Consider the following 21,237-nt stretch of genomic DNA (forward strand, 5'->3'; position numbering starts at 1 on the left):
TCCCATGTGAGCATATTGCTCAGATTTTATCGACCTACTTGCCGAAATCATATGAGACCGTTGCACTTGCTGATTCATCTGCACAGGCCAATCTCCTAGGCGGGGCACCATGAACTCGACCACCTCAGTCGATACCAGTCGTGGAATCGTCAGTGTCGACACACTCGAGGCCATCGCCGAGCGGGTGCTGTGGCTGTCGACGTCGATGGTCCATCACGCCAACCGGGTGCGGTCGGATAGCTCGGGATTGAAGGTCGGCGGCCATCAGGCCTCGAGCGCGTCAATGGTGACCATCATGACTTCACTGTGGCTTCAACAACTGCAGGCCGGGGATCGGGTGTCGGTCAAGCCCCACGCCTCACCGGTGTTGCATAGCATCAATTACCTGCTCAGCGCGCTGGACGAAGAACACATGACCACGCTGCGTGAGTTCGGTGGCCTGCAGTCCTATCCGAGCCGGTCCAAGGATCCGGATCCGGTGGACTACTCGACCGGGTCAGTCGGGATCGGGGCAACCGCCCCGATCTGGGGGGCAGTGGCGCGCCGTTACGTCAACGCCCAGTTGGATGCCGGCGGCAACGGTCGGCAGTACTCTCTGGTCGGCGACGCCGAACTCGACGAGGGTGCGGTGTGGGAGGCCATACTGGATCCCGGGATCGCCGAACTCGGCGAAGTCGTCTGGATCGTCGACCTCAACCGCCAGTCCTTGGACCGAGTGGTGCCCAACATCGCTGCGCACCGACTCGAGACAATGTTCGACGCGGCAGGCTGGCAGGTCATAACAGTCAACTTTGGCCGACTTCTCCGGTCCCTGTTCAGCCGTCCCGGAGGGGAAGCGGTGCGCCGGCGCATCGTTGCGATGGAAAACGCGGAATACCAACGTCTGCTGCGCTGCGATGCCGAGCAGATCCGCCAGCGACTCCCCGGTGACGGTCCACTTTCCGGCGAAATCGCCGCGTTGATCGCCGACATCGATGACGCGACGCTCACGGCGGCGATCCGCAATTTGGGCGGTCACGACCTGGCCGCCCTGATCGAGGCATACCAACAGATCGATGACACCCGACCCACGGTCATCATCGCCTACACGATCAAGGGTTTCGGCCTGCCCACAGAGGGCCATCCACAGAACCATTCCGCCCTGCTCAGCCATGACGAATACGCCGCTCTGGCAGCACGACTGGGAATGAACCCCAATAGCCCTTGGCAACGCTTCGCGCCTGAGGGCCCGATGGGGCGGCTCTGCGCCGAGACCGCAGAGCGGCTGCGGCGCGACCCGATTCCGGCCGCCGAATCCCCAACCGTCCCGAGCGACATCGGTCGTACTCCCAAAGGCACCGCAACGACCCAGGCCGCTCTCGGCCGTGTCCTGCTCGACCTGATCCGCGAGGCACCCGACGCGGCGAAGCGTGTCGTCACGGTCAGCCCTGACGTCAGCTCGACGACTAACCTGGCTGGATGGGTGAACAAGGTCGGGGTGTGGTCGGCGAGCGAGCGACACAACTGGTTCGCCGATGATGCCCAGACTCTGATGCACTGGAACGAACGTCCCAGCGGGCAACATATGGAACTCGGCATCGCAGAGACGAACCTGGTTGGCCTGATCGGCGAACTGGGCGCCACGTGGAGTCGTTGGGGACAAACGCTTTTCCCTATCGGGGTGCTCTACGACCCATTCGTCGAGAGGGCGCTCGAACCATGGTCTTTCGGGATCCACGCGGGCGGCCAGTCCATCCTCATCGGCACTCCGTCAGGGGTCAGCCTGGCCGCCGAAGGCGGTGCACACCAGTCCATCAAGACCCCATCAATCGGGCTCGAACAACCGGGCTGCATCAGCTATGAGCCAGCGTTCGCGATCGATGTCGAATGGACCCTGCTGGCCAGCCTCGCCCGGCTCGGAAGACCCGATGGAACGTCGGCCTACCTGAGGTTGTCGACTCGGCCTGTGGACCAGGCCCTGGCCGCCGTACCGGATGACCCCGCCGCCCGCGAGCGTCGTCGCCGCCAGGTGGTTGCGGGTGGCTATCCGTTGCGGCGCCCAGACGGCGCGAAAGTGACCATTGCGGCGATGGGTGCGGTGATCACCGAGGCCCTTGCCGCGGCCGACCGGCTCAATCGGGCCGGGGTGCCGGCCGACGTGCTCTGCATCACCAGCCCCGGCCTGCTGTTTCAAGCGTGGCAGGCGCGTCAGGGCAGGAGATCCGCCGATACCTGGATTCTGGATCAGCTCTTCCCCGCCGACCGTGCGACACCGATGGTCACCGTCCTCGACGGACACCCTCACGCCCTTGCTTTCCTGACCAACATCCAGCAGGTCCGTTTGACCGCGTTGGGAGTATCCGGATTCGGCCAGGCCGGGACGCTCGAGGACGTCTACCGCTACCACGGCATCGACACCGACAGCATTGTGCGAGCGGCCCTGGATGTGGCTACCTAAAACCAAACGTGGGATCGCATCGATGAATGAGCGCTGCTGACGTCGATTGCGGCTTCGAATGGTTTCGGTTCGCCCGATATACCGGCAGTCACCGGAGGCCCCGTCAAATTGGTGCGCGGGCACGCGGTGAGGCCCAGACGGGCAACCTCAGGGGCGGCTGCTGGGCCGATCGCGATGATCACTCATTGCTCACAATGCCCACATTGGCCACCAGCAGAGCCGTCACGCTCTTGCGATATTCAAATGCGCTAGCGCACTCGTAGATCTCAAATGGGTTGGAATTCGGAGATCAGCCAACGGTCGCCGACCTTGTCGAGTTTCACTCGCACCGTCGATGCCATATCGGTGGGTGGGTCGTCGCCGATGACCGTGGTCTGATCCACGAAGACAAGCACCACGGCATGGCCCCAATCCGCCGATACGGTGGCGGCCGCGGGCACCCGATCCACCGCCGAAATCCGTTGCTGTTTGGCGCCGGGGATGACCACGTCTTTGGTCAGCTGGGTGTAGGAGTCGCGGAAGGTTCCGGTGAGGTGGTCCTGGGCGGCGGTCAGGTCCTTTTCGACTGTCTCGGGCTTGTACGACAACATCGCCACCGTGCCCTCCCGGGCGGCCTGCAGCGCTTGGACCCCGGCGATCTGGGCGTAACGCATCGTGTCGTACTGCCAGCGGAGGACACCTGCGGTGATTGCCAGCAGCAGCGCGAGGCTCGGCAGCACGACCCAGGCCAACACGGCGGCCCAACTGGACTTGGGGTGGGGTCGGCGGCGTCGTGGCCGCGAGTCCTCTGGCTGGGAGGCGTCCTCGGTTTCGGCCGGGGCGTCCGCGTCGGGCTCGCCATCCGATTCCGAGTCGGGTTCGGTGTCGGGCTCTGCATCGGAGTCGGAGTCGGAGTCAGCGCCGGCCGGGTTTGATTGCGCTTCGTCCCCGGGTTCGTCCGCGGGCAGCGGCTTGCCGGATACTTCGTCGCCCGATGTTTCGGCAGACCCCTTAGCCACGGCGGCTACTTCTTCTCGCCGAGCGGCACGCGTCGGCGTGCCCGGGCGTGGAGGGTCCGTCGGGCACGGGCCTCGACATTGTTGAGGTCAATGGTGGCCACTCCATCGGCACAGTGTCCCTACCTTCCGGTGCGTGCGGCCACATTACCTTGGCACGCGAAGCCCGCTTAGGGAATTTCGCGGCGATAGACCTCGGCTTTGACCGCGAGCGGTCCGCGCCGTCAGGTCCCACATCGTCACGCCGACGCGACCGGTAGCCGCGCAGCGAAACGCCGCCGCGTTGGCAAGCTGAAAGTGCAGAACGGCATTCTCGGGAAGATTCTGATCAACGAATGCGGCGATGTTTTTCTCATCGAGGTAACGGGCATGGCACAGTAGTGTCCGTGCGAATAACGGTGCTCGGATGTTCCGGAAGTGTCGTAGGTCCGGACTCGGCGGCGTCGGGTTATCTGCTGAGGGCTCCGGACACTCCACCGATCGTCATCGACTTCGGTGGGGGAGTGGTGGGCGCGCTGCAGCGGCATCTGGATCCCGCATCCGTGCATGTGCTTTTGTCGCATCTGCACGCCGATCATTGCCTCGATATGCCGGGGTTGTTCGTGTGGCGGCGTTACCACCCGTCGCGCCCCAAAGGTAAGGCGTTGCTATACGGCCCGAGTGACACCTGGTCTCGTTTGGGCGCGGCTTCATCACCCTTCGGCGGAGAGATCGACGATTGCTCGGACATATTCGATGTGCGCCATTGGGTCGACGGCGAACCGGTGACCCTTGGCGGCGTCACAGTGGTGCCGACGGTGGTCGCACATCCCACTGAGTCCTACGGCATGCGCTTCACCGATTCCACCGGCGCATCGCTGGCGTACAGCGGTGACACCGGAATGTGTGATCAGCTCATCGAGCTGGCTCGCGGCGTTGACGTTTTCTTGTGCGAGGCGTCCTGGACGCACTCGCCGGATCGCCCGCCGGACTTGCACCTGTCCGGGACTGAGGCCGGGAGAGCCGCGGCCCGCGCCGGTGTTCGCGAACTGTTGCTGACCCACATCCCGCCGTGGACGTCGCGTGAGGACGTGATCAGCGAGGCCAAAGCGGAATTTGATGGCCCCGTGCACGCGGTGGTGTGCGACGAGACTTTCGAAGTCAGCCTGGGCTGAACTGCTGCGGCGGGCTCGCGGGTGGCCCGGATCGTCAGCGCCGCCCGTGCGTGTCGGGCGCCCTCGGATTGGTCTCTGTCGGTCGAGCTAGGGTTGGCGTCGTGTCCAAACGAGAAGACGGCCGCCGCGACGACGAGCTTCGCCCAGTGGTCATCACCCGAGGGTTCACCGAAAACCCCGCGGGTTCGGTACTGATCGAATTCGGTCGCACCAAGGTGATGTGCACGGCCAGCGTCACCGAAGGCGTGCCGCGCTGGCGCAAGGGGTCCGGGCTGGGGTGGCTCACCGCGGAATACGCGATGCTGCCGTCGGCAACCCACACCCGCTCAGACCGGGAATCGGTGAAAGGGCGGGTCGGCGGACGCACCCAGGAGATCAGCCGGCTGGTCGGCCGGTCGCTGCGGGCATGCATCGACTTGGCGGCGCTGGGGGAGAACACCATCGCTGTCGACTGTGACGTGTTGCAGGCGGACGGCGGCACCCGTACCGCGGCCATCACCGGTGCCTACGTGGCACTGGCAGACGCGGTGAACTACTTGGCGGCGGCCGGCAAGCTGTCGGATCCGAGGCCGTTGTCCTGCGCCATCGCTGCGGTCAGCGTGGGTGTGGTCGATGGCCGGGTTCGGGTGGACCTGCCTTACGAGGAAGACTCCCGCGCCGAGGTCGACATGAATGTCGTTGCCACCGACACCGGGACGCTGGTTGAAGTGCAGGGCACCGGTGAGGGTGCGACGTTCCCGCGGTCGACCTTGGACAAGCTGCTGGACATGGCGCTGGGGGCATGCGACACGTTGTTTGCCGCAAGCTGAGCCTGCCAACCTGGCCTCCCGGGCCATCGAATCCGCGTGGATTCGGGGTGGAAATTGGTCGGCCGTGGGCACGTCGCTGCCGCTGGCTCGCCTTGGCTTTCGCTGACTTTAGTTGACTCAAAGTGGCTGGTCAGCGTTCCGTGCCATACCGTTATGGTAAACTCGCGACGCCAAATTGAGTTTTGCCAAAACCAATGTTCCGTCACGTTTCTAGGATCAATTAATGGTTAGTCGGCGAGTCCCACTCGAGCATGCCTTTCTCAATACCCCGTGGTGGGCAATGGGGCAGATGACGCATGGACATGCGGAACCACGCATCAACGAAGTCGCGACGCGCGCGCGGGCGGGTTTGCTGAACATCATCTCGGCAATCACCATCGCGTTGCTTTTGCTGCGGCCGGAAACCGATCCGGTGATCATCGTTGGTCCGTTCGTGCTTTTTGACATGTTGGCCGCGGCGGCCACGGGACTAACACCGTTGAGCCCAACCGGAATTCTGGGCACGGCGTTGACGATGGGTACTCGCCCGGTGTGGAAACCGACGCGGCCAAAACGCTTTGCGTGGTTGCTCGGTGCCGCCTTGGCGGCGACGTGTCTTGCCATGCGGCTGTTGGGGGCCTCGCCCGTGGCGATGGCGGTTGTTGTCGCGATCTGTTTTGTCCTGACCTGGTCGGAGGCCACGCTCGGATTTTGCGTGGGCTGCTACATGCACAAGTTGATTTGGGGTTGTGAGGATTGCGAGGTCCCTTACGTCAGGGGAATCGCGACACGACCGGAAATCAACCAGGAAAGTCCAGCAATAAACTTGGAAAGTCGCGCGTAGGTTCGCGACCCTGGCCGCGCGCTCGGCCAGCGCTGGGCAGCACCCAACAGACGCTGCGGATGCGATGACCCTCCGCGTCTGCAGCCGGCACCCGCGAGACGGGAGCGAGCCCAGGGAACGCCGGAGCCCTGGGAGCGAGCCGAGATCGTTTCTGCAGAGGAGATGACCATGTTTCGGAGTGAGTGGTGACCAAGCTGCTGGTGGCCAGTCGCAACGCCAAGAAGCTGGCCGAACTTCGCCGGGTGCTCGATGCCGCCGGATTGTCGGGGGTGACCCTGGTGTCCCTCAATGACGTCGCGCCGTTTGATGAAGCGCCCGAAACCGGCGCGACATTCGAGGAAAATGCGCTGATCAAGGCGCGCGAAGCGTTCTCTGCGACCGGTCTGCCCAGCGTCGCCGACGACTCCGGTTTGACGGTGGCCGCGCTCAACGGGATGCCCGGCGTGCTCTCCGCCCGGTGGTCTGGCAACCACGGGGACGACGCCGGCAACACGGCGTTGTTGCTGGCCCAGTTGCGCGACGTACCCGAGCAGCGCCGCGGCGCCGCGTTCGTCTCGGCGTGCGCACTGGTCTCGGGCTCGGGCGAAGTTGTGGTGCGTGGCGAGTGGCCCGGTGCCGTTGCGCAGGAGCCGCGCGGCGCCGGCGGGTTCGGTTACGACCCGGTGTTCATCGCCGACGGCGCGAACCGCACCGCCGCCGAGCTGAGCCCGGCGGAAAAGGACGCGGTCTCCCATCGCGGGCGCGCGTTGACACTGTTGCTACCCGCACTGCGGGCCCTGGTGACAACCCAACCCTGACCCGGGGGCCGCGGGGGGCTTACACGGCGAAGCGCGTCTTGATGTCCTTGGTCTGAAAGTGCTCGACGATGATGCCCAACAGCGGGATCGTGCCGGAGAGCAGCACACCCACCGTCTTGCCGATCGGCCACCGGACCTTGACCGCCAGGTTTGCGGTGAACAGCAGGTAAGCGAAGTACACCCAGCCGTGGACTACGCCGATCCAGGTGGGCGGGTTGTCCACCTTGACGACGTAACGCACCACGATCTCGTAGCACAGCGCGATCAGCCAGATCCCGGTCGTCCACGCCATGATGCGATAGCCGACGAGGGCGCTACGGATCTTCTCGACCGGAAAGGTCGTTGTGGTCTGCTGTGCTTCGGGGGTTTCGGGTGTGGTCATGCGGTAGTCCTGTTCTGCTTTTCGGCATCATCTTCGGCCAGTGCGGCAAGGTACGAGTTGTACTCGCGCAATGCGGGGTCGTCGGGCGCAGCCTGATCGGGCGTGGTTCGCTGCGGCAACAGTCCGGCGGGAATCTCCGTTACCGCTGCTGGGTCGCGCGGCTGCGGGGGCGTTTCCTCATAGCGCACGAACTTGCGGTAGGCGTAGACGCAGAACCAGGCGAACATGGGCCACTGCAGCGCGTAGCCGAGATTTTGGAAGCTGCCCGAGGTCGACTCGAATCGGGTCCACTGCCACCAGCCCAGCGCCAGGCAGCCGCTGGCCGCAATGATCACCAGGGCGATCAGCGCGGGCCGGCGCGCGCGGCGGCGGGGGGTGGTGGTGGACACCCCTTGACGGTACCGCGCGGGCCCGGTAGGGAGCTGATGCCGCCCGTCGCGATCAACGGCCCGACGGTCGAGTCCGCACCCGATGTCACGGTGCGTTCGGTACCGCTGACGTCTCGTGTGATGGCTGACTGGGTAATATCGCTAGGCGCGCGGGCGTGATGAAATTGGCAAACATGCCGGCTTTAGGTGCCGGTGCTCGAAAGAGCTTGAGGGTTCGAGTCCCTCCGCCCGCACCGTTGTGGTTTCCCGGGCTGACGCCCGGTGGTGCCGGTCGCGTCTGGCCGGGGCCGTTCTATCTCCTTCTGTACGTCCGGACCAGGGGTGGGCCGACGAGCGCGAAGACGTGGGGCTCTAAGGTAAGGTAACCCTTATTCTTTAAAGTAAGGCAACCCTTATTCGGTGGGGGTCCTAGGTCTAGGTGCGCATTCGATGAAAACCATGACGTCACGTATGGGCGGGGGAACGCCGCTCAACGCGATGGACGACACCATTCGAGTTGGTCGCGCGCCCGGGCCATCGCGGTCGGGTGCCGACGCGACGATCCCGGTGTCCGTGGCGCCGGCCGGACACGTGAGGTGATCGTGCTGCAACGGACCGTTGCCCATCGTCGGGTACCTACGGAGTTGGTGCGGCCGTCGTCGGCCGCGTTGATCCGCGGGCCGGTAGCGAAGACTGCGCCGGGTCGCCGGATCGGGAAAGTCGCGGTGGGGCGCACCGTCTCGAGAGAGGATCGCTGATGGCACGCGGGTTGCAAGGCGCAGTGTTGCGCGGTTTCGGCGCTCGGGATCACACCGCAACGGTGGTCGAAACGGTGTACATCGCACCGCATTTCCTGCGGATCCGGATGGTCTCGCCGACGCTTTTCGAGGATGCTCAGGCCGAACCCGCGGCCTGGCTGAGGTTTTGGTTCCCGGACCCGAAGGGGTCCAACACCGAGTATCAGCGCGCTTACACCCTCTCCGAAGCCGATGCGGCTTCCGGCCGCTTCGCGGTCGACGTGGTGCTGCACGAACCGGCCGGCCCCGCATCGCAGTGGGCCCGCACCGTGCAACCCGGCGCCACGATCGCAGTGATGTCGCTGATGGGTAGCTCGTCGCGCTTCGACGTACCCAAGGAGCAACCCGCCGGCTATTTGCTGATCGGAGACTCGGCGTCGATCCCGGGGATGAACGGGATCATCGGAACGGTTCCCGACGACGTACCAATCGAGATGTATCTCGAACAACACGACGACAACGACACGCGCATCCCCATCACGGCACATCCCCGATTGCGGGTGCATTGGGTTCGCCGCCGAGACGAGACATCGTTGGCCGAAGCAATCGAGACCAGGGACTGGTCGGACTGGTATGCGTGGGCGACGCCGGAGGCCACCGCCCTCAAACACGTTCGCAAGCGGCTGCGCGACGCATTCGGATTCCCCAAGTCCGTGGTGCACGCCCAGGCGTATTGGACCGCCGGCCGCGAGATGGGCACCTGCCGTGAAGGCGTGCCAGACGCCGCCGCAGGCGGTGCTTCGACTTGCCTCGATGACCAACCCGAAGTCGCGCTGGCGCAGGCCGAAACCCCGGAGCCGGTAGCCCAATCGCCGGTGGCGGCCACGCCGCGCGGCAGTTGGCGTGCCCAGGCCGCGGGCCGGTTGCTCGCGCCGCTACGTTTCGCCCTGATTCTGTCCGGGGTGCTGCAGGTGGTGGCCACCCTGGTGCAGCTGGCCCCGTTCGTGCTGCTGGTTGAGTTGGCCCGAATATTGTTGTCGGGGGCCCAAGAATCCCGGCTCTGGCACGTTGGGCTGGCCGCCGTTTCGCTGCTGGGCCTTGGCACGTTGCTTGGTGCCGCCCTCACGCTGTGGCTGCACGTGGTTGACGCCCGCTTTGCTCGCGGGTTGCGCGCGCGGCTGCTGGGCAAGATGTCTGGGCTGCCGTTGGGTTGGTTCACCGGGCGCGGTTCAGGTTCCATCAAGCAACTGGTGCAGGACGACACGCTGTCGCTGCACTATCTGGTTACGCACGCGATTCCGGACGCGGTCAACGCGGTGGTTGCCTCGGTGGCGGTGCTCGTCTACCTGTTCATCGTCGACTGGCGGGTTGCCCTGGCTCTGCTCATCCCGGTGCTGATGTATCTGGTGATGACGTCATCGCTTGCGGTCCAGTCCGGCTCGCGCATGGTTGCCTCGCAGCGCTGGGCCGAGCGGATGAACGATGAGGCCGGGGCCTATCTGGAGGGCCAGCCGGTGATTCGCGTCTTTGGCGGCGCCGCGGCATCGAGTTTCAAACGCCAGCTCGACGAGTACATCAAATTCCTGGTCACCTGGCAGCGTCCGCTGGTGGGCAAGAAGACCATGATGGACCTTGCGACCCGGCCTTCGACGTTCCTGTGGCTGATCGCCGTCACCGGCACGCTGCTGGTGATCAATCACCGAATGGATCCGGTAGATCTGCTGCCGTTCTTATTGCTGGGCACCACGTTCGGTGTCCGACTACTCGGCATCGCCTACGGAATCGGCGGCATCAGCGCCGGTGTGCTGGCCGCTCGCCGGCTGCAAATCACCCTCGATGAACCGGTACTGGAACAGCACACCGGGCTGGCCGAGGCCGACTCGGCGGCGATGGTGGTGTTCGACAAGGTCAGCTTCGGGTACCGGCCGGGAGTGCCGGTGATCCGGGACGTGTCGCTGCAGCTGCGTCCGGGCACCGTCACCGCGCTCGTCGGGCCTTCGGGCTCAGGCAAGTCCACCCTCGCCGCCCTGCTGGCTCGGTTCCATGATGTCGAGCAAGGTTCGATACGAGTTGGGGGACAAGATATTCGGTCGCTGAGCGCCGATGAGCTCTACGAGCGGGTCGGGCTGGTGCTGCAGGAGACTCAGCTGGTGCACGGGACTGTTGCCGAGAACATCGCGCTGGCCGTTCCCGATGCACCGGCCGCGCAGATCCAGGCCGCGGCCGGCCAGGCCCAGATCCATGACCGCGTGCTGCGGTTGCGCGATGGCTACGACACCGTGCTGGGAGCCGGCGCCGCGTTGTCGGGCGGCGAACGGCAGCGTCTCACCATCGCCCGCGCCATCCTGGCCGATACACCGGTGCTCATCCTCGACGAGGCCACCGCGTATGCGGATCCCGAATCGGAATACCTGGTGCAGCAGGCGCTTAATCGGCTGACCAAGGATCGCACCGTGCTGGTCATCGCGCACCGACTGCATACCATCACCGGAGCCGACCAGATCGTGGTCCTCGATCGTGGCCAGATCGCCGAGCGCGGTACCCACGATGAACTGCTCGCCGCCGACGGGCGCTACCGGCGGTTGTGGGAGACCGGTTGTGGCAATCAGGTGGAGCTGGCCGCGATCCAGGAGGGCGCACGATGATCCGCACCTGGATAGGGCTGGTGCCGGCGGACCGCCGCGGCAAGTTGATCCTGTGCGCCGCGGTTGGGGTGCTTTCGGTTGTGGTCCGCGCGATCGGCACGGTGCTGCTGGTTCCGCTCATTGGTGCCCTGTTCAGCAGCACCCCACAGCAGGCGTTGGTGTGGCTGGGCTGGCTGACCGCTGCGACGGTATCCGGGTGGGTGATCGATGCCATCGGCGCACGCGTCGGTTTCGAGCTGGGTTTCGCTGTGCTCGACCATTCCCAGCACGGTGTGGCAGACCGGCTGCCCGGTGTGCGACTGGACTGGTTCACCGCAGACAACACGGCGACCGCCCGCCAAGCGATCGCCGCCAGCGGGCCCGAACTGGTGGGACTGGTGGTCTACCTGCTGACGCCGCTGGTCTCGGCGGTCCTGCTGCCACTGGCCATCGGGCTGGCGCTGCTTCCCATTTCCTGGCAGCTGGGATTGGCCGCGCTTGCCGGTGTGCCCCTGCTGCTGGGTGCGCTGTGGGCGTCGGGGCGATTTGCTCGACGTGCCGACAAGGTCGCCGACGAAGCCAATATTGCGCTCACTGAGCGCATCATCGAGTTCGCCCGAACCCAACAGGCGCTACGTGCCGCGCGTCGTGTCGAGCCTGCCCGCAGCCTGGTCGGATCCGCGCTTGCGCGCCAGCACGGCTCGTTGATGCGGTTGTTCGCCATGCAGGTTCCCGGCCAGCTGCTGTTCAGCATCGCCAGCCAGCTGGCGCTCATCGTGCTGGCCGGAGCGACCGCGGCGCTGACCGTGGGCGGCACGCTGACGGTTCCCGAGGCGATCGCCCTGATTGTCGTGATTGCCCGTTACCTGGAGCCCTTCACCGCCGTGAGCGAGCTCGCTCCCGCGCTGCAGAGTGTGCGCGCCATGCTCGATCGCATCCGGTCGGTGTTGACGGCGCCGGCCGTGGCGGCCGGGACCGCCACGCTGGATGACGGCCCTGCGGCGGCGCGGATCGAATTCGACCACGTCGCATTCAGCTACGACGGCGCCACCGAGCCGGTGCTTGACGGGGTCAGTTTTTGCTTGCAGCCGGGTACCACGACTGCGATCGTGGGCCCCTCGGGATCGGGAAAGAGCACGATCCTGGCGCTGATTGCGGGTCTGCACCAGCCGACCGGAGGCCGCATCCTGATTGACGGAGCCGACGCCGCGACGCTGGATGCGCACACCCGTCGCACGCTGTCGAGCGTGGTGTTCCAGCATCCCTACCTGTTTCATGGCTCGATCCGCGAGAACGTGCTGGCGGGAAACCCGGGTGCGGACCAGGATCAATTGGGGCGGGCGATCCGCTTGGCGCGGGTTGACGAGCTGATCGACAGGCTGCCGGACGGCGCTGACACCGTTGTGGGCGAAGCCGGTTCCGCGCTGTCGGGCGGTGAGCGCCAACGGGTCAGCATCGCGCGCGCCCTGCTCAAGGACGCCCCGATGCTGCTGGTCGACGAAGCAACCAGCGCGCTGGACACCGAGAACGAGGTCGCGGTGGTCGATGCACTCACGGCCGATCCGCAATCACGCACCCGGGTGATCGTCGCCCACCGACTGGCGAGCATTCGTCATGCCGACCGCGTGCTCTTCGTCGAGGATGGTCGAGTGGTCGAGGACGGATCGATCGATGAGCTGCTCGCCGCCCAGGGGCGCTTCCATGAGTTCTGGCGACAGCAGCACGATGCCGCCGAATGGCGGATCCGCACCGGCTAGATCAGGTCGGCCGAAACTGATGCCGTATGGCTTACAGTTGCTAGGTGGCCGCCTTGGTTTCCATCCCTCGCCACCCCACCGACGTAACCCCGCCGTGGCTGGCGGCGGTCCTTGGCGAACGCGGCACACCGGTCGGGGTATCGGGAGTCGATGTGGTCCCGATCGGCACCGGGCAGACCGGAGCCACCTATCGGCTGACCGTCACCTATGACCCGGATCCGGCGGGTCTGCCGGACACCTTTGTGATCAAATTGCCGGCTCAGGATGACACCGTGCGGGACCGAGTCGTCGTCGGTTATCGCAGCGAATGTGCGTTCTATTCTTCGGTTGCCGATCGGGTCCGGGTTCCGACCCCCCGCTGCTTTTACTGCGAGATCACAGAAGATGCAATGGATTTCGCGCTGCTGCTGGAGGATCAGGCGCCCGCGGTGCAGGGCGACCAGCTCACGGGCTGCGGCGAACGGGAGGCGCGGCTGGCCGTCGTTGCGCTGGCCGGGCTGCACGGGCCTAGCTGGTGTGATCCGGTTTGGCTGGACCAGCCCGGGATCGCATTCCCTTTCCCGGATGAACCTTTCGCCAACGGTCTTGGTGAGGTGGCGCGGATGAGTGCGGAGATCACCCTGGACAAGCTCGGTGATCGGCTCAGCGCCGCCGACCGCGAAACCTTCACCGAGACCATGAATCTGGTGACGCCGTGGTTGCTCGCCGAGCGGGACCGGTTTGCGCTGCTGCACGGCGACTACCGGCTCGACAATCTATTGTTCGACCCTGACCTGCGCCGCGTCGCCGTGGTCGACTGGCAAACCCTTGGTATCGGCCTTCCGGCTCGAGACCTTGGGTACTTCACGGCAACCAGCCTGAATTCCCAGCTGCGTTCGGACATCGAGGAAAGCCTGGTCGATGACTACCACCGAAAGCTGTTGAGCTACGGCGTCACCGGATATGACTGGGAAACATGCTGGCGCGACTACCGACTGGGCATGCCGCACACGGTCCTCATCTCGGCCCTCGGATTTGCTTTCGCCACCGCCACCGAGAGTGGCGACGAGATGGTGTTGACCATGCTGGGGCGAGGTTGTCAGGCCATCCGGGATCTAGAGACGCTAGAGCTGATCGGCTGAGGTCATCGATTCGCGGCCTTGATCAGGTTGGACCCGATGATCAGTTGCTGAATCTCGCTGGTGCCCTCATACAGCCGCAGCAGACGGACATCGCGGTAGATGCGCTCGACCGGAACTCCGCGCATGTATCCACTGCCGCCGTGAATCTGCACCGCGAGATCGGCCACCTTACCGGCTTACCGGCCATTTCGGTGCAGAATAGTTTCGCCGCCGACGGCGCGATCCGCCGATCCGCTCCGGAGACCCACATCCGTGCGGCGTCGCGCACCAATGCGCGGCCCGCCAGCACGCCGGTCTGCTGGTCGGCGAGCATCGCCTGGACCAGTTGAAAGCTGCCGATCGTCACACCGCCCTGGGTTGCGGTGGATGCGTACGCCACGGACTCGTCGAGCGCACGTTGTGCGGCGCCCACCGCGATCGCGGCTATGTGTACCCGGCCGCGGGCCAACGAGGTCATTGCGGCTCGATAGCCGATGTCCTCGCTGCCGCCGACCAGCGCGGCGTCGTCAACCCGGACGTCGGTGAAGCTGACGTCAGCGGTCCACGCGCCTTCCTGGCCCATCTTGGCGTCCTTGGCGCCCACCTCGACACCGGCGCTCTGCGCGGGCACCAGGAACACGGCGATGCCCGGGCTCTTGTCGCTGGCGGGCCGAGTGCGCGCGAACACCACGAACAGGTCGGCGACGGGCGCATTGGTGATGAAACGCTTTTGCCCCGTAATCAGCCAATCATCGCCGTCGCGAACGGCTTTGGTGCGCAGGCCGGCGGGGCTGGATCCGGCTCCCGGTTCGGTCAGGGCAAAAGAGGCGACGACGTCGCCGGACGCGATGGGCTCCAACCAGCGCGCCTTCTGCTCATCGGTGCCGAACCCGACTAGCACTTGCCCGGCGATGCCGTTGTTGGTGCCGAACATCGACCGCACTGCCAGTGAGGTGTAGCCCAATTCCATGGCCAGCTCGACGTCCTGCACCAGATTCAGCCCAAGACCGCCCCACTGCGGCGGTATCGCGTATCCGAACAGTCCCATCTGTTTGGCCTGGTCACGTAGGTCTTCGGGAACCCGGTCCTCGTCGAGGATCTGCTGCTCACGCGGCAGCACAACCGAGCGAACGAAGTGGCGGGTCTGGGCCAGGATCTGCGCAAAGTCCTCGTCGGATACCTGGGGGGCGGTCATGGGCGGATGCTCCTTCTGGGGTGGGCGCCTGGGCACCGCTGTCACGGCAAGATCATATATGAAATATGATATTTGACTGACCGAGCCCTCCGAGGGCCAGAAGACGTAGGGAAGTGTGATGTCGGTGTCGTTGCTGAACGGTCAGATCGCGGTAGTTACCGGTGGGGCCCAGGGCTTGGGCTTGGCGATCGCGGAGCGGTTCGTTTCCGAGGGTGCTCGGGTAGTCCTTGGTGATGTGAACCTCGAGGCGACTGAGGCCGCGGCCAAGCAGCTGGGCGGCGGGGAGGTCGCGGTGGCGGTGCGGTGTGACGTGACCAAGGCCGACGAGGTCGAGACGCTGCTGCAGGCCGCGCTGGAACGGTTCGGTGGCTTGGACATCATGGTCAACAACGCCGGCATCACTCGTGACGCGACGATGCGCAAAATGACCGAGGAGCAGTTCGATCAGGTCATCGATGTGCACCTGAAGGGCACCTGGAACGGCATCCGGCTGGCCGCGGCCATCATGCGTGAAAACAAGCGCGGCGCAATCGTCAATATGTCGTCGGTGTCGGGCAAGGTGGGGATGGTCGGCCAGACCAACTACTCCGCCGCCAAAGCCGGGATCGTCGGGATGACCAAGGCGGCCGCCAAAGAACTCGCCCACGTCGGTGTCCGGGTCAATGCCATCGCTCCGGGCTTGATCCGCTCGGCGATGACAGAAGCCATGCCGCAACGTATCTGGGACCAGAAGTTGGCTGAAGTGCCGATGGGGCGAGCCGGCGAACCCAGCGAAGTCGCTAGTGTTGCCTTGTTTTTGGCCTGCGATCTGTCCTCGTATATGACCGGCACCGTGCTGGACGTGACGGGAGGACGGTTCATATGAGTGCCGCTATGCGCCAGGCTGTCATCTGCGAACCCGTCCGCACACCGATCGGTCGCTACGGCGGAATGTTCAAGTCATACAGCGCTGTTGATCTGGGCGTCGTCGCGCTGCGCGGACTGCTCGATCGCACCGGCCTGGCGCCCGCTGCGGTCGGGGATGTGATCCTCGGGCACTGCTACCCCAGCAGCGAGGCCCCGGCCATCGGACGGGTGGTGGCGCTGGATGCCGGCCTGCCGGTGACGGTTCCCGGTATGCAGGTCGATCGGCGCTGCGGATCCGGGCTACAAGCGGTGATTCAGGCCTGCCAGCAAGTCAGCAGCGGCGATAGCGACCTCGTCGTTGCCGGAGGCTGCGAAAGCATGAGCAATGTCACTTTCTATTCCACCGATATGCGCTGGGGCGGTGTCCGCGGCGGAATACGCGTGCACGACGGACTGGCTCGCGGCCGCGTCACCGCGGGTGGAAGACACTACCCGGTGCCGGGCGGGATGCTGGAGACCGCCGAGAATCTACGGCGTCAGTATGGTATTTCGCGTTTGGAGCAAGACGAGCTGGCGGTGACATCGCATCAGCGTGCGGTCGCAGCCCAGAAGGATGGAATTTTCGCCGAGGAGACCATTGCCGTTCCGGTGCGAACCCGCCAAGGCGAGGAAATGATCGACACCGACGAACATCCACGCGCCGACACCTCGGTGGAGGCCCTGAGCGGGCTCAAACCCGTTCTGCACCAAGATGATCCCGAAGCGACGGTGACGGCGGGCAATGCCAGCGGGCAAAACGACGCCGCATCGATGTGCGTGGTGACCACACCGGAGAAGGCCGACGAGTACGGGCTGAGACCTTTGGTGCGTTTGGTGTCCTGGGGCCTGGCCGGGGTGGCGCCCGACGTCATGGGCATCGGTCCGGTACCAGCCACCGAGGCCGCGCTCGCCAAGGTGGCTCTGCGCTTGGCCGACATCGATCTGATCGAACTCAACGAGGCGTTTGCCGCCCAAGCGCTCGCGGTGATGCGGGAATGGAACTTCGGCGCCGCCGACCGCGACCGAACCAACGTGCACGGTTCGGGTATTTCGCTGGGCCACCCGGTGGGCGCGACCGGTGCCAGAATGCTGGCCACCCTGGCTCGTGAACTCACTCGCCGTCAGGCGCGCTACGGGCTGGAGACGATGTGTATCGGTGGCGGCCAGGGCCTGGCGGCGATCTTCGAGCGGGTCGGGTAGCCATGCCTGGGCCGGACTTGCCGCTGAGCGGCATTAGCGTTGTAGAGGTATCCAGCTTCGTCGCGGCGCCGCTGTGCGGCATGACGCTGAGCCAGCTGGGTGCGCAGGTTATCCGCGTCGACCCGATCGGCGGTGCCTCCGATATCCGCCGCTGGCCCCTGGCGGCCAGCGGCACATCGATCTACTGGACCGGGCTGAACAAGGGCAAGCGTTCGGCCACCATCGATCTGCGCTCGGCAGCAGGACAGCGGCTGGTCCAGCGCCTCGTCCTGGAAGGCGACGGAGTCGTGGTGACCAATGCCAGCCTGCCCTGGCTCAGCCACGAAGTATTGGCCGCCACGCGTTCTGACGTCATCCATCTGCAGTTGCTGGGACGGCGAGACGGCGGTACCGGGGTGGACTACACCGTCAACGCGGCGACCGGATTCCCGCTCGTCACCGGTCCGGCCGACCATGCCGGCCCGATCAACCATGTGCTGCCCGCGTGGGACGTTAGTTGTGGGCTCTACGCCGCGCTCGCCGTGGTTGCCGCGCTGCGCCGCCGCGACCAGACCGGGGCGGGAGCGCAGATCAGTTTGGCGTTGGAGGACGTGGCGCTGGCCACGGCGGGGAACCTGGGCCTGCTGACCGAGCCGCAGGTCAACGGTACCCAGCGTGAGCGGCTGGGTAACTCCATCTACGGCCAGTACGGCCAGGACTTCGCCAGCCGCGACGGGACATCGTTCATGGTCATCACGCTGACCCGTCGGCACTTTCGCGATCTGGTCGACGTGACCGGCACCGGTCCGGCGGTAACGGCGCTGGCCGAGGCGCTGGGGGTGGACTTCGATGCCGAAGGCGATCGATACCGATACCGCAGCGTGCTCAATGGTCTGTTCGCCGCCTGGTTCGCCGATCACACGGCCGAGCAGATCGGCGCGGCATTGTCAGCCACGACTGTGCTCTTCGAGCGGTACCGAACTTTCGCGGAGGTGGCAGCCGATCCGAAAGTGACTGCCAACCCGTTGTTTTCTCAACTGAGCCAGCCCGGTGTGGGGGACTACCTTGCTCCGGGCCTGCCGACCGCTTTCGACGGGTGTCACCCCGCAGGTGCGCCCGCCCCGGCGCTCGGAGAACACACCGCCGACGTGTTGACCGAGTACCTGGGTTTGACGACGGCAGATATCGCCCGTTTGGCCAGCGCCAAGACGATCGGCGGTCCAGACGGCCAGCAAGATAAGGAGTACGCGTGGCCAAACTCGCTCAGACACTGGGCCTAACCGAACTACAGGCCGAGATTGTCGCGACGGTAAGGCAATTCGTCGACAAGGAAGTGATTCCCAACGCGTCCGAGCTGGAACGCAAGGATGCCTATCCGCACGAGATTGTCGAGCAGATGCGTTCCATCGGCCTTTTCGGCCTGATGATTCCGGAGCAGTACGGCGGGCTGGGCGAGTCGCTGCTGACCTACGCGTTGTGCGTGGAGGAGCTGGCCCGTGGCTGGATGAGCGTGTCAGGTGTGCTCAACACCCACTTCATCGTGGCCTACATGCTGCGCCAGCATGGCACCGAGGAGCAGCGGCAACGCTTTCTGCCGCGGATGGCCACCGGGGAGTCCCGCGGTGCGTTCTCGATGTCAGAGCCCGAACTGGGCTCCGATGTTGCCGCGATCCGCACCCGGGCCACGCGTGGCGCGGACGGCAACTACACCATTGACGGGCAGAAGATGTGGCTGACCAACGGTGGCAGTTCGACATTGGTAGCGGTGCTGGTGCGAACCGACGAAGGCGCTGCCCAGCCGCACCGCAACCTGACCGCATTTCTGGTCGAGAAGCCAACCGGGTTCGGGGAAGTGTTGCCGGGCCTGACAATTCCGGGAAAAATCGACAAGCTGGGCTACAAAGGCATCGATACCACCGAACTCATATTCGATGGCTATCGGGCAACCGCTGACGACATCCTCGGTGGCACCCCGGGACAGGGTTTCTTTCAGATGATGGACGGAATCGAGGTCGGCCGGGTGAACGTATCGGCGCGAGCCTGCGGGGTTGGCCTGCGCGCCTTCGAGCTGGCGGTTCGCTACGCGCAACAACGCCACACCTTCGGCAAGCCGATCGCCGAGCACCAGGCCATTTCATTCCAGTTGGCCGAGATGGCGACCAAGGTCGAGGCGGCACACCTGATGATGGTCCACGCGGCGCGGCTGAAGGACTCCGGTGAGCGCAATGACGTCGCGGCTGGAATGGCTAAATATCTTGCCAGCGAATATTGTTCGGAAGTCACCCAGCAGAGCTTCCGCATCCACGGCGGCTACGGATACTCAAAGGAGTACGAGATCGAGCGGCTGATGCGTGATGCACCATTCCTGCTCATCGGCGAGGGCACCAGCGAAATTCAGAAGTCCATCATCAGCAAGCGGCTACTGCACGAGTACCGAGAGTAGGGCTAGTAGGGCGATGACTGATCCGGAATTCGCGGCGCGGCCACAACTTTCCGACGACGTTGCGCGATACGTCCGCAAGAGGATATACGAAGGCAACTACGCCGCGGGCAAATACATACGGCTGGACCAGTTAGCGGCCGAGTTGAGGATCAGTGTCACACCGGTGCGTGAGGCGCTGTTCGCACTTCGCGCCGAAGGCCTGGTTGCCCAACAGCCGCATCGCGGCTTCGTGGTGTTGCCGCTGACCAAGCGCGACCTTGCCGATGTCGCATATGTGCAGGCTCACGTTGGCGGCGAGCTGGCGGCGCGGGCCGCGATCAACATCGGCGCCGCGCAGCTAGCTGAACTGCAGCAGATACAAGCGCAGCTTGAGGAAGCCTACGCCGCTGACGACGACGAGCGGACGGTCCGGTTGAACCACGAGTTCCACCGCGCCATCAATCTTGCTGCGGATTCTCCGCGGCTCTCCCAACTGATGTCACAGATCACCCGCTACCAACCCGAATCGGTGTTCCCCGGCATCGAGCACTGGCCCGCCCGGGCGGTCAAAGACCATCGGCGGGTGTTGGTGGCGCTGAAGAAACACGATGACAAGGCTGCCCGAACCGCGATGTCAGAACACCTCGCCTCCAGCGCAGTTCCGTTGATCGACCATCTCATCGCCCGGGGAGTGGTTGCGGAGTCGGCGCCGTCCGGGTCCGCGGCCGAGCGGGCCCGAGGGGGCTAGCGCCCGGTGCTGGCTCGGCCCCGTGGGCCGGACGGGAGGGTCACCCTTCGCGCGCCAGGCCTGCCGGTTGCTGCCCCGGTGTGGTGTTTGCTGGGTCCGGTCGAATATCCGCACCCAGTTTGGTGCGATCTGTTGTTGCCCGAGTGCGTCGGGGAATACGCTGCGTATAGGGCGGGCAACGCTACCGGGAGAGGAACACCATGGCCCTAGCGTCCTTGTCCGGCGCAACCGCCGGAATTGTTGCCTGTATGACAGCCTGCGTGTTCGCCGCACCGACCGTTGCCGATCCAGGTGATCAGATACCCGGGAATGGGGTATTTCTCGTCGGCACCGACATGCTGCCGGGCACCTACCGCACCGAGGGGTCGGCCAATCCGCTCATCTTGGTCTTCGGACGGGTATCGGAGCTTTCGACCTGCTCGTGGTCGACTCCCAGCACACCCGCGGCGAGCACCGATGACATCATCGACACCAATACCTCCATGGGGCCGATGTCGGTGGTGATCCCGCCAACGGTCGCGGCCTTTCAAACGATGAACTGCAAACTCTGGATGCGGGTCGGATAGCCCCACCCGAGCTGCGGTCAATGTTGGAGAATCGTTTTGCGCCTGCGTAGATCGCCTCGTCCGTCCAGGCGTAAGTGGTCTGCATCGGCAACGGGCCCCGGGCCGTGCGCATCACGAATCGGTGGGCCGGGTCCAACTCGAGTGGCTTTGGCATCTGCCACCGCACAGCTTTGATGTTCGCATACCACTGGGTGGCGTTGTCCGGACTGCAGCAGTGCTCGGCGACTACGGTGCGTCCCGGTCGATCACGATGTCGACG

General features: G+C 65.1%; 18 protein-coding genes, 1 tRNA gene and 2 pseudogenes. 17 read left to right on the forward strand and 4 right to left on the reverse strand.

Annotated elements, in window-relative coordinates:
* Positions 1-109: 109 nt before the first annotated feature.
* Positions 110-2,437, forward strand: a complete 2,328-nt coding sequence (locus tag MMSP_RS10460) for a pyruvate dehydrogenase E1 component (protein ID WP_020786570.1) — start codon at positions 110-112, stop codon at positions 2,435-2,437.
* Between the two features lie 266 nt (positions 2,438-2,703).
* On the opposite strand, the gene MMSP_RS10465 is transcribed toward MMSP_RS10460, so the two are convergent.
* The gene (locus MMSP_RS10465) at positions 2,704-3,435 is read right to left on the reverse strand and encodes a hypothetical protein (RefSeq protein WP_020786571.1); all 732 of its coding nucleotides are present in this window, start codon (positions 3,433-3,435) and stop codon (positions 2,704-2,706) included.
* A gap of 198 nt (positions 3,436-3,633) precedes the next feature.
* Here MMSP_RS10465 and MMSP_RS10470 point away from each other — a divergent pair, with 198 nt between their 5' ends.
* From MMSP_RS10470 to rdgB, 5 genes and pseudogenes are all read left to right on the forward strand, one after another.
* Positions 3,634-3,813, forward strand: coding sequence for a hypothetical protein (locus MMSP_RS10470; protein ID WP_012395635.1), 180 nt, complete (start codon positions 3,634-3,636; stop codon positions 3,811-3,813).
* Positions 3,813-4,586, forward strand: a complete 774-nt coding sequence (locus MMSP_RS10475; RefSeq protein WP_011741585.1) for a cyclic nucleotide-degrading phosphodiesterase — start codon at positions 3,813-3,815, stop codon at positions 4,584-4,586. The genes MMSP_RS10470 and MMSP_RS10475 overlap by 1 nt, the downstream gene beginning before the upstream one ends.
* Positions 4,587-4,687: 101 nt before the next feature.
* Positions 4,688-5,511: pseudogene (gene rph, locus MMSP_RS10480) on the forward strand (ribonuclease PH).
* Between the two features lie 173 nt (positions 5,512-5,684).
* The gene (locus MMSP_RS10485) at positions 5,685-6,218 is read left to right on the forward strand and encodes a DUF4395 domain-containing protein (RefSeq protein ID WP_020730078.1); all 534 of its coding nucleotides are present in this window, start codon (positions 5,685-5,687) and stop codon (positions 6,216-6,218) included.
* Between the two features lie 182 nt (positions 6,219-6,400).
* Complete coding sequence (gene rdgB / locus MMSP_RS10490) at positions 6,401-7,015, forward strand: RdgB/HAM1 family non-canonical purine NTP pyrophosphatase (protein WP_011741582.1); 615 nt, start codon at positions 6,401-6,403, stop codon at positions 7,013-7,015.
* A gap of 19 nt (positions 7,016-7,034) precedes the next feature.
* Here rdgB and MMSP_RS10495 read toward each other — a convergent pair whose 3' ends face one another.
* Complete coding sequence (locus MMSP_RS10495; protein WP_012395630.1) at positions 7,035-7,397, reverse strand: DUF3817 domain-containing protein; 363 nt, start codon at positions 7,395-7,397, stop codon at positions 7,035-7,037.
* Positions 7,394-7,786, reverse strand: coding sequence for a lipoprotein (locus MMSP_RS10500; RefSeq protein WP_020786573.1), 393 nt, complete (start codon positions 7,784-7,786; stop codon positions 7,394-7,396). Before MMSP_RS10500 ends, MMSP_RS10495 begins: the two co-directional genes overlap by 4 nt.
* Positions 7,787-7,935: 149 nt before the next feature.
* On the opposite strand from MMSP_RS10500, the gene MMSP_RS10505 reads away from it, so the two are divergent.
* The 5 genes from MMSP_RS10505 (at position 7,936) to MMSP_RS10520 (ending at position 14,004) form a co-directional block, all read left to right on the forward strand.
* Positions 7,936-8,019 (forward strand) — tRNA-Leu (locus MMSP_RS10505).
* A 205-nt stretch (positions 8,020-8,224) separates the two neighbouring features.
* Positions 8,225-8,365 carry a hypothetical protein gene (locus tag MMSP_RS27490; protein WP_162604269.1) on the forward strand — a complete coding sequence of 47 codons (141 nt, stop codon included), beginning with the start codon at positions 8,225-8,227 and terminating at the stop codon, positions 8,363-8,365.
* Positions 8,366-8,522: 157 nt separating this feature from the next.
* Positions 8,523-11,147: an ABC transporter ATP-binding protein/permease gene (locus MMSP_RS10510; RefSeq protein ID WP_036426416.1), complete on the forward strand. Its 2,625-nt coding sequence runs from the start codon at positions 8,523-8,525 to the stop codon at positions 11,145-11,147.
* On the forward strand, positions 11,144-12,883 hold the full coding sequence (locus MMSP_RS10515) for an ABC transporter ATP-binding protein (RefSeq protein WP_012395627.1): 1,740 nt from the start codon (positions 11,144-11,146) through the stop codon (positions 12,881-12,883). Before MMSP_RS10510 ends, MMSP_RS10515 begins: the two co-directional genes overlap by 4 nt.
* Before the next feature lie 53 nt (positions 12,884-12,936).
* Positions 12,937-14,004 carry a phosphotransferase family protein gene (locus MMSP_RS10520; protein ID WP_036427199.1) on the forward strand — a complete coding sequence of 356 codons (1,068 nt, stop codon included), beginning with the start codon at positions 12,937-12,939 and terminating at the stop codon, positions 14,002-14,004.
* Positions 14,005-14,006: 2 nt separating this feature from the next.
* Here the strand turns inward: MMSP_RS10520 and MMSP_RS10525 are convergent.
* Positions 14,007-15,178, reverse strand: a pseudogene (locus tag MMSP_RS10525) (acyl-CoA dehydrogenase family protein).
* Between the two features lie 118 nt (positions 15,179-15,296).
* On the opposite strand from MMSP_RS10525, the gene fabG reads away from it, so the two are divergent.
* The 6 genes from fabG (at position 15,297) to MMSP_RS10555 (ending at position 20,978) form a co-directional block, all read left to right on the forward strand.
* Positions 15,297-16,043 (forward strand): 3-oxoacyl-ACP reductase FabG, encoded by a 747-nt coding sequence (gene fabG / locus MMSP_RS10530; protein WP_015356660.1) that lies wholly within the window; start codon positions 15,297-15,299, stop codon positions 16,041-16,043.
* On the forward strand, positions 16,040-17,263 hold the full coding sequence (locus MMSP_RS10535; protein WP_020786578.1) for an acetyl-CoA C-acetyltransferase: 1,224 nt from the start codon (positions 16,040-16,042) through the stop codon (positions 17,261-17,263). Before fabG ends, MMSP_RS10535 begins: the two co-directional genes overlap by 4 nt.
* Before the next feature lie 2 nt (positions 17,264-17,265).
* Positions 17,266-18,522: a CoA transferase gene (locus MMSP_RS10540; RefSeq protein ID WP_015356658.1), complete on the forward strand. Its 1,257-nt coding sequence runs from the start codon at positions 17,266-17,268 to the stop codon at positions 18,520-18,522.
* A complete protein-coding gene (locus tag MMSP_RS10545; RefSeq protein WP_015356657.1) occupies positions 18,492-19,685 on the forward strand; it encodes an acyl-CoA dehydrogenase family protein in 1,194 nt (397 codons plus the stop codon). The genes MMSP_RS10540 and MMSP_RS10545 overlap by 31 nt, the downstream gene beginning before the upstream one ends.
* Positions 19,686-19,698: 13 nt before the next feature.
* Positions 19,699-20,412, forward strand: coding sequence for a GntR family transcriptional regulator (locus MMSP_RS10550; protein WP_020786580.1), 714 nt, complete (start codon positions 19,699-19,701; stop codon positions 20,410-20,412).
* Positions 20,413-20,612: 200 nt separating this feature from the next.
* Positions 20,613-20,978, forward strand: a complete 366-nt coding sequence (locus tag MMSP_RS10555) for a hypothetical protein (protein ID WP_036426417.1) — start codon at positions 20,613-20,615, stop codon at positions 20,976-20,978.
* Positions 20,979-21,237 lie beyond the last annotated feature (259 nt).

The organism is Mycobacterium sp. 012931, assembly GCF_000419295.1.
Lineage (GTDB): Bacteria > Actinomycetota > Actinomycetes > Mycobacteriales > Mycobacteriaceae > Mycobacterium > Mycobacterium marinum.

Bases quoted from the DNA above. Each gene is read 5' to 3' on its own strand.
- MMSP_RS10460 (WP_020786570.1), top strand. From the start codon at position 110: ATGAACTCGACCACCTCAGTCGATACCAGTCGTGGAATCGTCAGTGTC.
- MMSP_RS10485 (WP_020730078.1), top strand. From the start codon at position 5,685: ATGACGCATGGACATGCGGAACCACGCATCAACGAAGTCGCGACGCGC.
- MMSP_RS10495 (WP_012395630.1), bottom strand. From the start codon at position 7,397: ATGACCACACCCGAAACCCCCGAAGCACAGCAGACCACAACGACCTTT.
- MMSP_RS27490 (WP_162604269.1), top strand. From the start codon at position 8,225: ATGACGTCACGTATGGGCGGGGGAACGCCGCTCAACGCGATGGACGAC.
- MMSP_RS10510 (WP_036426416.1), top strand. From the start codon at position 8,523: ATGGCACGCGGGTTGCAAGGCGCAGTGTTGCGCGGTTTCGGCGCTCGG.
- MMSP_RS10515 (WP_012395627.1), top strand. From the start codon at position 11,144: ATGATCCGCACCTGGATAGGGCTGGTGCCGGCGGACCGCCGCGGCAAG.
- fabG (WP_015356660.1), top strand. From the start codon at position 15,297: ATGTCGGTGTCGTTGCTGAACGGTCAGATCGCGGTAGTTACCGGTGGG.
- MMSP_RS10535 (WP_020786578.1), top strand. From the start codon at position 16,040: ATGAGTGCCGCTATGCGCCAGGCTGTCATCTGCGAACCCGTCCGCACA.
- MMSP_RS10540 (WP_015356658.1), top strand. From the start codon at position 17,266: ATGCCTGGGCCGGACTTGCCGCTGAGCGGCATTAGCGTTGTAGAGGTA.
- MMSP_RS10550 (WP_020786580.1), top strand. From the start codon at position 19,699: ATGACTGATCCGGAATTCGCGGCGCGGCCACAACTTTCCGACGACGTT.
- MMSP_RS10555 (WP_036426417.1), top strand. From the start codon at position 20,613: ATGGCCCTAGCGTCCTTGTCCGGCGCAACCGCCGGAATTGTTGCCTGT.